This is a genomic window from Hydrogenophaga sp. FW305-3-2-15-A-LB1, from assembly GCF_058787875.1.
The window spans coordinates 21,404-33,500 of sequence record NZ_JBYTAE010000073.1; the positions used below are offsets into that span (position 1 = coordinate 21,404).

The following is a 12,097-nucleotide window of genomic DNA, read 5'->3' on the forward strand; positions in this document are numbered from 1 at the left end:
CCACGCCCATCGACCCGAAAGGAAACCACACCATGGCACGCAGCAGCATCCAGGGCACCACCCCTGCACCACCCGAACCCGCCGGCCGCGACACCGCCTCGCTCGGCCCCGGGGACTCCTCCGACAGCGGCAGCGACATGATGGGCATTGCCGACAGCGACGGCGGCGACCCCAACGCGCCCGCCGACTTCGACACCCGCGACGAACAGCGCCCCACCTTGCTCTCGCCCGACGCCCTGGCCTCGCCGAGCGACGCCGCAGGCACCGGCGAGAGCCGCAGCGCCGGTGGCGACGGCGGCAAGCGCGATGGCTGGGACATCGGCGTGGATCACGTGATCACGCCCGGCGGCACGGACGCCGCCTCCGACGACGAAGACCCCGACCTCGCCTTCATCGACGACGCCGAAGCTGGCGACCCGCTGAGCGACGAGGGGTTGGACGAGAGTGAGGAAGACGGCACGGCGCCACCGAGGCCGAGTTCACCGAAGTCTCCGAAAGCGTGATCTGGAGCGATCGGGGTTAACCGCTCTTCTTTCGCTTGGAGGGTGCTTAGCCCTTGGCCTGGGGCTTTCGCGCTGGAGCAATTGGCACCGTGGGCAATGGTGGCGGCGTCATGCCTGCGGCGAGCATGCCCACGTACTTCACCGCCTCGACCTGCTTCTCCGGAGAGCAACGTTCGAGGTCATCCACCACGGCGCGCAGCATCGGATTCAGGCCCGATCGCTTGACAAGGCGCTCGCCCGTCAGAACGTAGAGAGCGTCCACGCCCTCGGCAGCAAACCGCGCCAGCAACTCGGCCGTAAGGCGCTTGCGGCCGTTGCACACGTCGCGAAGACCGGCTCCATTCGGCTCGCCGATTTTCCGGGAGGCTTCGGCGATCGAGCCAAACCGATCCAGCTCGGCACGAAAACGAGTAACTAATTCTTCCACATCGACGGTTGACATTATCTGATATTTCCTCAAAACTACATCCAAAGTACTTATTTAAAAGACAAGCCTCTCACTTGCTTGTGTATTTTTCCGTTACTCAATGCTAGCCCAGGGAAGGAGCTACTTCGCCATGACCCGATCAGCTGACTCTTCGACACGCAAGCGCGTGCCCAACGGCGTCAACAGCTCGCGCCCCATCGCGCTGCGGCTCACGCCGGCCGAGCTGGAACGTGTGAAGGAAAGGGCCGAGCGCGAACACCGCTCCATGGCCAGCGTGTGCCGCCTCGCGGTGCTGCGTGAGCTGGGCATGAACGACACGGGGACCACCCCATGAAACTCCGCCAGATCCCACTGCCCGAGCCGGTCTACCTCATGCGCTGCACCGTGCCCGCGCAGCGCATGTCACTCTCGATTCAGCAACGCACGATGGCAGGCCTGAGCGTGGCCGCGAGTCGCACGGCGGAACCGGATGTGCCTGCGGTGGTGCTGCTGCAGGCACGCGAAGCCCCCTTCGACCTGGAATGGAGCCTCAGCCCCGCGCAGGCACGGGCGCTTGCGGCCAGGTTGATTGACGCTGCGGTGAACTGCAACAGGCTTGATAGCTTGGCTTGCACTGCCCCGTGCGGTTGAAGGACTCGCACTAACGCAGTAAATCGATCGCAGCGATTGCTGACGGCTGCGCTTGCGCACCGAACGTGCGATCTGCGCCACGTTGCGGTCATCCAGTCGTGACTATGAAGGTGTACGGCTTGCACACAGCGGTGCCACGGCTAGACTTCCGCAATCGGCCAGAAGCGGTCATCGGGCTTCCTCCATGAGAGACGACACCATGAAGTTTGAGATTCTGTACATCTTCGGCGACAAGCGCCCCGTGACCGTGTTTGCCAAGCAGCTTGAGACCGGTGACGTTTCGCTCTCTGACTCTCCCATGCTCGGCGGTGTGCCAATCAAGCGCCAGGTATCCCAACCACGTGCTCTCAGACCTGACGGTGAGCCTGACCTGACGCAATTCGCGTTTGTCCTTGCTTCCGCCAACGACTTGTCGCGACTCCAGAAAAGCCAAATTGTTGAATTGACGTAGCAGATTCCAAGGACTGTTTCGGGCCCAAAGCGGAAGCTGGACTATTCCCAAAGGTTGACCTTCCAGTGCCAGACAACGCCCGCGATGCCTAGGAGTATTCCGCATGCCGCCACTAGAGCCCCGATTGAGATGTGGAGAAGGAAGCCAATGAACGCTCCAACCATCGCAATAAAAAACCCTATGAGCGCAACCTTCATCCCGGCTTCCTCACGCGGATAGAGCAATCTTTGGAGGGCTCTCTTGCTTGGAGTCATCTAGATGGCGTCCCTAAGAAGTGCTTGGACATAGATGCTGTTTTGAGCAATGTCCGCCTCTGGCCGATTGCGGCAGTCTAGCGGTGACACTGCTTCCTGCAAGTCCTAGACCTTCACCGCCAATGGCTGAATGACTGCAATGTGTTGCAGATCGCACCTTGGCCACCCCCGCCCCGCGAAGGCTTTTCGGCCCACGCCAGAAACATCCGTTTACTCAAAACCTGCCGGATCGATAGACGCGAGCCCAGCTCGAAGGCAAGCTGTTTGTTGGTGGAGCGCTTGGACCCCACCCCCCCCAGGAGAAGGCGATGAGCATCCTGCAGGCACCCGTGGGCAAAGGGCACACCGTTCAAAGCGTGCACCATCTCGCGCGAATTTGCTGCACGCCCGCTGCAAGCAAGCTCAAGCGCGAAGCCTCCACTTCCACCCATTGGCAGACAGCGGATCCCGCTGTTCTTCAGACGCTCAGGACCGTGGTCGAAGCGGGCAATGAGAAGTTCGGCCACGGCTCACACTGGATAGAAAGACGCTACACGGCAGATGAGCCTTCTGCCCGCTAGAGAGAACGCTCAGGAGCCGGGCGAGGCCTTGCGTAACTCGGTGTTCAAGCCCGGGCAATGACCAGGTCGGCCATGGGCCGGGCCACGCAGGGCAGGCAATAGCCCTCTTCCTTTTCGTCGGCGCTCAGGCCGGGCCAGGGAATGTCGTAGCGCACTTGCCCTTGCAGCAGGCGGGCGATGCAGGTGCGGCAGGTGCCGTTGCGGCAGGACACCGGCCACTCGATTCCCGCGCGCGCCATCGCCGCGAACAGGCTGGTCTCGCTGTCGGCCTCGGCGGCCACGGCCTGGCCGTCAATCTGGATGCGGAAGGTTTTCATGCGCGTCGAAAGGGGAATGGCGTGGGCTTAGACTTTCCCCATGACCTTGGAATATTGGAAGTATGACGCGGGCACCGAATCCGTCGCCTCCCTGGTGATTCCCGCGGCACTGGGCCGCGCACGCACTTTCGACCTCGATGCCACCCTGCTGGTGTCGGTGCTGGCGGACGCCGCCGAGCCCTCGCACGAACTGGTCGTGGAGGTGGACGGTCGGCGTTTGTGGGCTCGCCATGTCCCGGGCCATAGCCCCGGCGAGACCGACGGCCTGGACTACCACTGCCGCCTGACGGTCGAGGCCGATGCCGAATGCCGCGTGCGCGCCAAGGCGAGCTGCAAGGGCTCGCGGGTGCTGTCGCTGGTGCTGGAAGCCCGCGAGACGGCTTACTGAGACCCCTCCATGGATGGTGGCTTCGGTTGCCGCTGACACGGCGCTGCGCTAGCCTGCGGCTTCCTTCCACCGTGCCCAGGAGCCTCCCATGCCCAGCCGTTCCCTTCTTCTCGCCAGCGCCGCCGTTGCCACTGTCGCCCTGATTGCGGGTTGCGGCGCCATGAAGCCATCGGGCGGCTCCCCCATGGGTTTCTTCATCACCAGCGCCAACCCCGGCAAGGGCGGCGACCTCGGCGGCCTGGCCGGCGCGGACCGCTTCTGCCAGTCGCTGGCCACCGCCGCCGGCGCGGGTGGCAAGACCTGGCGCGCCTACCTGAGCACCGCGGCCATGGATGGGCAAGCGGTGGTCAATGCGCGCGACCGCATCGGCTCAGGCCCATGGACCAATGCGAAGGGCGTCGTCGTCGCCACCAGCGTGGCCGACCTGCACAGCGCCAACGCCAAGCTCGGCAAGGACACCTCGCTGACCGAGAAGGGCGAAGTGGTCTCCGGCTTCGGTGATGCGGTCAACCGCCACGACATCCTCACCGGCTCGCGCCCCGACGGCACGCTGGCCGTGCCCGAGCCCGGCAAGGACACCACCTGCGGCAACTGGACCAAGAGCGAGGGTGGCTCCGCCATGGTGGGCCACCACGACCGCAAGGGCACCAACCCCGACCCGGTGGCCAACGCCTCGTGGAACTCGTCGCACGGCACGCGCGGCTGCAGCGTCGATCAGCTCAAGATGAGCGGCAGCGCGGGGCTCATGTACTGCTTCGCGACGAACTGACTGGGATGAATGCGTGCCCAGCCAGTCGCGGCTTTACGCGTCACCGCCGCGAACCTTGCGATCCACGTCGGCAATGGGCCGTTCAGTCGCTGCTTCGCCCGGCTTGCCACCAGCGGGGCGGGTCTGAGGCGCGCGGTCAGGGTGGGTAGGGTTGGCACCCGGGGCGCGGTTGTCGCCAGGGGGTTGTTGCTCAAGAGGCTTGCCCGGGGTCTGGCCCGGTGGGTTGGGTGTGATGGACATGCGTGGCTCCAAAGTGTTCCAGGACGAAATGAGTCCGTTGACACAGTGTCGACCCGCGCATCGGTCTGACCCATAGGCCGGTCATCCTTCCAGCTGTAGGCGCTGTCTGGCGCCACAGCGCAGGGCCTTCAGCGAGCGATCCGGATTCTGGACCGACGCACGCTACCGCTGCCCCACCGCGTGCATCACCGCCCGCCAGGCAAACACCATCGCCGGCCCCAGCGTCACCCCCGGCCCGGGGTAGCGCCCGCGCATGATGGACGCCATGTCGGCCCCGGCCGCGTACAGGCCTTCGATCGCCTGGCCGTCGCGGCCTAACACCCGCGCGTCCACATCGGTGCGCAGGCCCACGCTGGTGCCCGCATCGCCGGGCCACACGGTCACCGCGTAGAACGGCGCCGCCGCGATGGGGCCGATGCAGGGGTTGGGCGTGTGGGTCGGGTCGCCGTTGAAGCGGTTGAGTTCGCTCGTGCCTTTGCCGTAGTCCAGGTCCACGCCGGTGTGCGCGAAGCCGTTGTGGCGCGACACGGTGACGCGCAGGCCTTCGGGGTCGATGCCGAGCTGGCCCGCGAGCGCGGCCAGCGTGGGCGCGCGCTTGAGGTAGCCGGCGCGCAGGTAGGGCCGCAGCCGCCATGCGCCCGGGCGCACCAGGCCCAGGCCGTAGCGGTGCAGAAAGTGGGCGTCGCAGATCAGGTGCGCGGGCACGGCGGGCTCGGGCGAGGCGTTGAGCATCGCGAGCACGAAGTCGTGGTACGAGTCGCCTTCGTTGACGAAGCGCCGGCCGCTCGCGTCCACCGCGATCAGGCCGGGCTTGGCGCGGTCCAGCGCGAAGTGCGGGAAGCGCTGCTCGGTGCCGTCCGCCTGGCGCAGCACCGACACCGGCACCCAGAAGGCGGGCGTGCGGTGGCCAGTCTCGTCAATGGCGGCGCCCACGCCTTGCGCGAGGCGAAGGCCGTCGCCGGTGTTGCCTTCGAACATGAGCGAATGCGTCTGCGCGGGCGCGGGCAGCAGGCGTTGGCGCCACTCGGGCGCGTGGCCAAAGCCGCCGCAGGCGAGCACCACGCCGCACCGCGCCTGCACGCGCCAGGTGCGCCCGCCTTGCGAGAGCGTGGCGCCGCCCACCCGGCCGCCGTCTTCGTGCAACTGCTGCACGACCACGCCCATGAGCGGGTCCACGCCGCGCTGGCGCAGGCTGAGCAGCAGGCGCGCGATGAGCGCGTTGCCCATCACCAGCCGCGTGCCGCGCGGGTGGCGCAGGCGGTCGCGCGCGTGGCGGCTCAGCAGGGTGACCACGTGGCGCAAGGCGGCCCGGGAAGCGAGGGGCTTGAGCAGGGGCGCGATGTCGTCCTTGCTGACGGACATGCCGCCCAGCACCATCATGTGGCTCATGGGCGGGCGCACGCGCGCGAAGTCGGGGCCGAGCTCGCGCCCGTCGAAGGCGCGCGCGACGAGCGCCCGGCCGCCGATGGCCGCGCCGGCGTGCTGGTCGTGGTAGTCGGGGTGGCGCGCGGCGGGCACGAAGCTGACGCAGGAGTGTTGCGCCAGGTAGTCGAGCACGCGCGGGCCGGTGGCCAGGAAGGTGTCGCGCAGGTCGGCGCCGCTGTCGGTGTCGATCTCGGCGGCCAGGTAGTGGTGCGCGCGCACCACCGGGTCGGCCAGGCCGGCGCGCTCGCTCTGGCTGCTGCCGGGTATCCACACGGTGCCGGCCGAGGTGGCGGCCGTGCCGCCGAGCTGCTCGGTCTTCTCGCAGACCAGCACGCTCAGGCCTTCGATGGCGGCCACCAGCGCGGCCGTGAGCCCCGCCACGCCGCCGCCGATGACGAGCAGGTCGACCGTTTCCTCAGTGCGCATGCGGGAGGCCGCTCACCGGCGGGCGCCGGTGGAACCAGGGCCGCGCTGCTTCGAGTTGCGCGCACAGGCGCAGCAGCAGGCCTTCGTCGCCGTAGCGCGCCGCGAACTGGCAGCCGATGGGCAGGTTGTCGGCCGTCCAGTGCAGCGGCACCGAGGCCGCGGGCTGGCCGGTCACGTTGAAGGGGTAGGTGAAAGGCAGGTAGGCCGCGAGCTTGCTCATCCAGTCGCGCACGTCGCTGGAGCGGATGTTGAAGTGGCCGATGGCCCGGGGCGTCTGCGCGAGCGTGGGCGTGAGCCACACGTCGAAGCGCTCGAAGAAGCCCGCGATGCGCCGCGACTGCCGCTGCAGCGCATGCAGGTTGAGGATGTATTCGGCCGCGCTGGGCACGCGGCCGACCTGGGCCAGCGCGTAGGTCAAGGGCTCGACCAGTTCCGGGTCGGGCAGGGGGCCGCCGGTGGCGCGCGCGATGTTGGCCATGGTGTGGGTGGCGAACACCATTTCGAAACCGCGCTCCACCACCTGGGCGTCGTAGTCGGGCGAGGCTTCTTCCACGTGGTGGCCGAGCTGTTCGCACAGGCGCGCGGCGTCTTCCACGGCGTCCACGCAGGCCGGGTCCACCGGCACGCCGGTGGGCGCGGTCTTCGCGAAGGCGATGCGCAGGCGCCCGGGCGTGCGGCCCATCTCTTCCAGGTAGGGCCGCTCGGGCGGCACGGCGCTGTAGGGGTCGCCCGGCATGGGGCCGGCGATGGCGTCGAGCAGGGCCGCGCTGTCGCGCACGCTGCGGCTCACCACGTGCTGGTGGGCCAGGCCGTTGAGTCCCTCGCCGCCTTCGGGGCCGGCGGTGATGCGCGCGCGCGTGGGCTTCAAGCCGAAGAGGCCGCAGCACGAGGCCGGGATGCGGATGGAGCCGCCGCCGTCGGTGGCGTGGGCCAGCGGCACCATGCCCGAGGCCACGGCCGCCGCCGCGCCGCCGCTGGAGCCGCCGGGCGAGAGTTCGGTGTTCCAGGGGTTGCGCGTCACGCCGTACAGCAGCGATTCGGTGATGGGCGAGAGCCCGAACTCGGGCGAGTTGGTCTTGCCCGCGATCACCAGCCCCGCGCGGCGCAGGCGCGCGACGATCTCGCTGTCGGCCGCCGCCGTGTTGTGCGCGTACAGGCGCGAGGACGCGGTGGTGGCCGCGCCCGCCACCGAGGCCACCAGCTCTTTCACGAGAAAGGGCACGCCCTGGAACGGCCCGGCCGGCAGGCCGCGCGCGATCTCGGCGCGCGCCGCGTCGTAGAGCGGCGTGACCACGGCGTTGAGCGCCGGGTTGTGCGCGGCGATGCGCGCGAGCGCGGCCTCCAGCAGCTCCTGCGGCGTCACCTCGCCTTGCTTGACCAGCTGCGCCAGGCCCAGGCCGTCGTGGCTTTCGTAGTCGATGGTGCTCATGGGGTCTCCGATGCGTGGGGGGGCCAGTCGGCGCGTGGCATGGCGGCGGTGCCGCTCAGCTCCAGCTCCACGGCGGAGCCGAAGCCCACACCGGCGAGCGAGCCCAGGGCCAGCTGCCCGCGCGCTATGCGCAGGCGCACGCCACCAGTCTGCCGGTGGTAGAGGTCGGGGTGCGCGGCGAGGTAGGCGTCGGCCTCGGCCGGCGGGCGGCCGTTGAAGCCGTCGATGAAGTGGTGGGCGTTGCGCTCCACGTGGGTGATGCCGAGCAGGCTCACCAGCGCCAGGTCCTGCTGCACGCTGATGCCGGGCTGGGTGGTGAGGTCTTCGGCGGACATGAAGAAGGTCTCGCGGCCCTCGGCCTGGTTCCACACCTGGCAGCGCGCGAGGTTGAGCACCGATTTGTAGAAGCCCTTGCAGGCCTTGGTGGACACACCGGTGTAGCCCAGCGCGCGGGCGCAGGGAAAGGCGTCGAGGTCGCCGTCGGACTCGTCGATGATCACGGGCTTGTGCCGCGCCAGCGCCGCCACCGGCTGGGCCAGCGCCATCTGCCGCTTGATGGGCTGTTCGATCAGCAGCGTGGCCTCGCACAGGCGGCGCAGCGCGGGCTCGGCGGCCATGCGCTGCCAGAGCGCGGCGATGGCCTCGGCGTTCTCGTACTGCTCGTTGCCGTCGAGCGTGACCACATACGGGTCTTGCAGGCGGTCGAGCACGGAGGCGATGCGGCGCAGCCGCTCCAGGTCGGCGTCGGCCTGGCCCGAGACCTTGAGCTTGAAGTAGCGGTTGCCGTAGGCGGCCACCACCTCTTCCAGGGTTTCGGGCAGGCCGTCGTTCACGCGCGTGCCGGCGGCCTGGTCGCCCGCCACGATGGGGTCGAGCAGGCCCACGGTGTGGCGCACGGCCAGCGAGGTCAGCGGCGCGAGGCCGCGCAGGAAGGGCGCGAGCGCGAAGCCTTGCAGATCGGGCGCGATGGGGTGCGCGCGCATGCCGGGCCGGTTGTGCTGCATGGCCTGCCAGAAGCTCAGGCCTTCGATGCGGCACAGCGCGTCGAGCACCGCGCGGTCGATCAGGGCCGGGCCGTAGCTGGTCACCAGCGGGTTCAGGCCCCACGCGGCGCCGGCCTCCAGCAGCTCGCGGTAGTGGTTGGCATACAGGTCGAAGGCGCTGAGCGGGGGCGCCGCGCCGTAGGCCTCGGCGGTGAGTTCCAGCGCCTTGCGCAGCTGGTCGTGGTTCTGCGCGTCGGAGAGCGCGGGGTTCTTGTCGAACCACTTGGCGCCCAGCGCTTCGGCGGCGTAGCCCGTGCCTTCGCGCCCGTTCTCGTGGCGCACGCGCACGCGCACGATGGCCTGGCGGCCTTCGGTCACGGTGATGACGCCGAAGCGGAACGGCAGGCGCAGCCGGTAGGGCGACTCGAAGCGCTCGACGGACAAAACTTGGACGCGGGGGGCGGTGGGCATGGCGGTCATTTCCTCAATGCAGGGCCTCCAGCAGGCCCCGCAGGTAACCGATGGCGCGGGCGGCGGCCATGGGGCCATCGGGTTGGTAGTCGAAGGGCTCCACCGCCACCCAGCCGGCGTAGCCGTGCTGGCACAGCGTGCGCAGGATGTCGGCGAAGGCCAGCGCGCCCTGGCCGGGGCCGCGCAGGTTGGGGTCGTTCACCTGCACGTGGGCGAGCAGGCCGGTGGGCAGCCAGCGCGCGAGCACGGCAGGCACCGGCTCGGCCTCGGCGCGCGCGGCGGCGCAGCAGTCGAGCATGGTGCGCAGCGCGGGGCGGCCGATGGCGCGCACGATGGCGGCGGCCTCGGCCACGGTGTGGATGAAGTCGGCCTCGGGCGCGGCCAGGGGTTCGATGCAGTAGACGACGCCGGCCGCCTGCGCGTGCGCCGCCACGGCGGCGAAGGCCTCGATGCCGCGTTCGCGCGCGGCGGCTTCTTCACCCGGTGGCAGGCGGCGCTGCGCGGGCGAGCCGTGCACCAGCACCGAGCCGCCGAGGTCGGCGCAGAGATCGATCTGGTGGCGCAGGGTGTCGAGCGTGCGGGCGCGCACGGTGGTGTCGGCCGAGGTGATGGACAGGCCCGCCGGTTGCCGCAGCAGCCAGTGCAGGCCCGAGATCTCGATGCCCGCGTCCGCCGCCGCGCGGCGCAGTCCGCTGCGCCGCGCGCTCGACAAGGCTTCCTCGCCCAACGTGAAGGGCGCCACCTCCAGCCCGTCGTAACCCAGGGCGGCCGCCACCTCGCACTGGCGGGCGAACGGCAGCGGCGCCAGCACCTCGTTGCACAGGGCGATGCGCACGGGGCCGCTCTTTCAGCCGCGCGGGCGGTGGCGAAGGTTCACCACTGCGGGCCGGCCCGCGTCTCGCGCCGGCCGGTGGCGCCCGAGAGTTCGGTGTACAGCTCGAAGGACATGCGGCCCAGCGCCGGGTCGGCGCGCGTCTCGGCGGTGCGCGGGCGCGCGATGTCCACCTGGCGGATGTTGGCCACGCGGCCCGGGCGCGGCGACATCACCACCACGCGGTCGGCCAGGAACACGGCCTCGGGAATCGAGTGCGTGACGAAGACGATGGTCTTGCGCTGCCCGCCGCTGCTGCTCTCGCCCCAGATGCGCAACAGCTCGATGTTCATCTCGTCGCGCGTCATGGCGTCGAGCGCGCCGAAGGGCTCGTCCATCAGCAGGATGGGCGGGTCCAGGATCAGCGCGCGGCAGAGCGAGGCGCGCTGCTGCATGCCGCCCGAGAGCTCGCCCGGCCGCTTGTTGGCGAAGTCGCCCAGGCCCACCATCTTGAGCAGCGCGTGCGCGCGCTCGCGGTACTGCGCGGGGTTGCCGCCGGAGAGTTCCACCGGCAGCAGCACGTTGTCGAGCACCGAACGCCACTTGAGCAGCAGCGCGGCCTGGAACACCATGCCCACCTTGGGGATCGGCTTGTCCACCGGCACGCCGTCGACCAGGATGCGCCCGCTGGTGACGGGGCGCAGGCCGGCGATGGCGCGCATCAGCGTGGACTTGCCGCAGCCACTGGGGCCGACCAGCGCCACGAACTCGCCTTCGCGGATCTGCAGCGAAATGTCGCGCAAGGCCTCCACCGGGCCGCTCTCGGCCTGGTAGATCATGCCGGCATGGTCCACCTCGATGAGGACGCGGCCCGAGGCCACGCCATCCGTTTGTTCTGTTGCTGGGCTCATCTCGTCGGTGTCCTGCATGCCTGGTTTCTTGCGCGCTGTGGGCTTACTTGACCGGCAGCGGCATCGCCACCTTGGTGAAGTACTCGGTGCTGAACACCGTCTTGCATTCCACCTTCTTGGGCAGGCCCATGTAGGTGTTGACGATGTCGGTGGAGGCGCACATCTTCTTCTCGTCGATCCAGCCGATGCCGTTGTCGGCGTAGTTCTTGGTGCGCATGAGGTCGAAGCCCATCATCATGTTGGACTCGATGATGGCCACGTCGATCTCGGGCACGCGCTTCTTGAAGATGGCCAGCGCTTCCTTGGGGTTGGCCATCACGTCGCGCCAGCCCATGTACGAGGCTTCGAGGAAGGCCTTGAGCTGCTTGGGCTTGTCGGCCATGGTCTTCTCGCCCGCGATGATGGACATGGCGTAGAGGTCGAAGCCGTAGTCGGCCCACTGCAGGCGCACGGCCTTGCCCGGGCCCATGGCCTTGTCGTAGAAGGGCTGGCCGGTGGTGTAGTCGGCCACGCCGTCCACGCGCTTCTCGGCGATGGAGGCGACCTTGGCGGTGGGCTCGATGTTCACCCAGCTCACCTTGTTCGGGTCGATCTGGTTCAGGCGCGCGAAAGCGGGGAAGGCCAGGCGCTGGCTGTCGCCGGCGGGCGCGGCCACGGTCTTGCCTTCGAGGTCCTTGGGCTTGAGCAGCGGCGCGTCGGCGTGGCTGAAGAAGGTCATGGGGGTCTTGTCGAACACCATGCCCACCATCTTCACGCGCGCGCCGCGCGAGGCGGCCGAGATCACCGGCACCGCGTCGGCCAGGCCGGCGTCGGCGCGGTTGGTGTCCACCTTGGCGATGGAGTCGCCCGAGCCCTTGGAGTTTTCCAGCGTCACGTCCAGGCCGCGCTGGGCGTAGTAGCCCTTGTCCAGCGCCACCCAGTAGGCGGCGTGGTCGCCCACGGCGAACCAGTTGAGGGCGAAGGTGAACTTCTCCTTGGCCTGGGCCGAGGCCGTGGCCGGCAGCAGCGCCAGCAGGGCCGCGCAGACGGCGGTGGCGGAAACAGCGATCCTGGGAGTCATGGTGCTTTCCTTTCGGAGGACGGGTGGGGAAGAGGAGAACGG

15 protein-coding genes are annotated in these 12,097 nt (G+C 69.1%); 7 read left to right on the plus strand and 8 right to left on the minus strand.

Annotation, left to right across the window (positions count from 1 at the left end; translation table 11 throughout):
• The first annotated feature begins 32 nt into the window (after positions 1-32).
• A complete protein-coding gene (locus tag AC3WPZ_RS20790) occupies positions 33-503 on the plus strand; it encodes a hypothetical protein (protein ID WP_492441320.1) in 471 nt (156 codons plus the stop codon).
• Positions 504-549: 46 nt separating this feature from the next.
• Here AC3WPZ_RS20790 and AC3WPZ_RS20795 read toward each other — a convergent pair whose 3' ends face one another.
• A complete protein-coding gene (locus AC3WPZ_RS20795; RefSeq protein ID WP_382152502.1) occupies positions 550-945 on the minus strand; it encodes a hypothetical protein in 396 nt (131 codons plus the stop codon).
• A 115-nt stretch (positions 946-1,060) separates the two neighbouring features.
• Here AC3WPZ_RS20795 and AC3WPZ_RS20800 point away from each other — a divergent pair, with 115 nt between their 5' ends.
• From AC3WPZ_RS20800 to AC3WPZ_RS20815, 4 genes are all read left to right on the plus strand, one after another.
• Positions 1,061-1,264, plus strand: coding sequence for a hypothetical protein (locus AC3WPZ_RS20800; RefSeq protein WP_382322513.1), 204 nt, complete (start codon positions 1,061-1,063; stop codon positions 1,262-1,264).
• Positions 1,261-1,560 (plus strand): hypothetical protein, encoded by a 300-nt coding sequence (locus AC3WPZ_RS20805; protein ID WP_492441322.1) that lies wholly within the window; start codon positions 1,261-1,263, stop codon positions 1,558-1,560. Before AC3WPZ_RS20800 ends, AC3WPZ_RS20805 begins: the two co-directional genes overlap by 4 nt.
• A 199-nt stretch (positions 1,561-1,759) precedes the next feature.
• A complete protein-coding gene (locus AC3WPZ_RS20810) occupies positions 1,760-2,011 on the plus strand; it encodes a hypothetical protein (RefSeq protein ID WP_492441324.1) in 252 nt (83 codons plus the stop codon).
• Positions 2,012-2,573: 562 nt separating this feature from the next.
• On the plus strand, positions 2,574-2,825 hold the full coding sequence (locus tag AC3WPZ_RS20815) for a hypothetical protein (protein WP_492441326.1): 252 nt from the start codon (positions 2,574-2,576) through the stop codon (positions 2,823-2,825).
• Positions 2,826-2,869: 44 nt separating this feature from the next.
• Here the strand turns inward: AC3WPZ_RS20815 and AC3WPZ_RS20820 are convergent, their stop codons facing one another.
• On the minus strand, positions 2,870-3,142 hold the full coding sequence (locus tag AC3WPZ_RS20820; RefSeq protein WP_492441328.1) for a 2Fe-2S iron-sulfur cluster-binding protein: 273 nt from the start codon (positions 3,140-3,142) through the stop codon (positions 2,870-2,872).
• A 40-nt stretch (positions 3,143-3,182) separates the two neighbouring features.
• On the opposite strand from AC3WPZ_RS20820, the gene AC3WPZ_RS20825 reads away from it, so the two are divergent.
• Entirely contained in the window at positions 3,183-3,530 is a 348-nt protein-coding gene (locus tag AC3WPZ_RS20825) for a hypothetical protein (protein ID WP_492441330.1), read from the plus strand.
• Positions 3,531-3,618: 88 nt separating this feature from the next.
• Entirely contained in the window at positions 3,619-4,299 is a 681-nt protein-coding gene (locus tag AC3WPZ_RS20830) for a hypothetical protein (RefSeq protein ID WP_492441332.1), read from the plus strand.
• 402 nt (positions 4,300-4,701) lie between these two features.
• On the opposite strand, the gene AC3WPZ_RS20835 is transcribed toward AC3WPZ_RS20830, so the two are convergent.
• The 6 genes from AC3WPZ_RS20835 to AC3WPZ_RS20860 form a co-directional block, all read right to left on the minus strand.
• Entirely contained in the window at positions 4,702-6,390 is a 1,689-nt protein-coding gene (locus AC3WPZ_RS20835) for an FAD-dependent oxidoreductase (protein WP_492441334.1), read from the minus strand.
• Positions 6,380-7,819 carry an amidase gene (locus AC3WPZ_RS20840; RefSeq protein WP_492441336.1) on the minus strand — a complete coding sequence of 480 codons (1,440 nt, stop codon included), beginning with the start codon at positions 7,817-7,819 and terminating at the stop codon, positions 6,380-6,382. The genes AC3WPZ_RS20835 and AC3WPZ_RS20840 overlap by 11 nt, the downstream gene beginning before the upstream one ends.
• Positions 7,816-9,273, minus strand: a complete 1,458-nt coding sequence (locus AC3WPZ_RS20845; RefSeq protein ID WP_492441338.1) for an enolase-like domain-containing protein — start codon at positions 9,271-9,273, stop codon at positions 7,816-7,818. The genes AC3WPZ_RS20840 and AC3WPZ_RS20845 overlap by 4 nt, the downstream gene beginning before the upstream one ends.
• 13 nt (positions 9,274-9,286) lie before the next feature.
• Positions 9,287-10,108: a sugar phosphate isomerase/epimerase family protein gene (locus tag AC3WPZ_RS20850; RefSeq protein ID WP_492441340.1), complete on the minus strand. Its 822-nt coding sequence runs from the start codon at positions 10,106-10,108 to the stop codon at positions 9,287-9,289.
• Between the two features lie 38 nt (positions 10,109-10,146).
• Positions 10,147-10,923: an ABC transporter ATP-binding protein gene (locus AC3WPZ_RS20855; protein WP_382163806.1), complete on the minus strand. Its 777-nt coding sequence runs from the start codon at positions 10,921-10,923 to the stop codon at positions 10,147-10,149.
• 115 nt (positions 10,924-11,038) lie between these two features.
• Entirely contained in the window at positions 11,039-12,055 is a 1,017-nt protein-coding gene (locus tag AC3WPZ_RS20860; RefSeq protein WP_492441342.1) for an ABC transporter substrate-binding protein, read from the minus strand.
• Positions 12,056-12,097 lie beyond the last annotated feature (42 nt).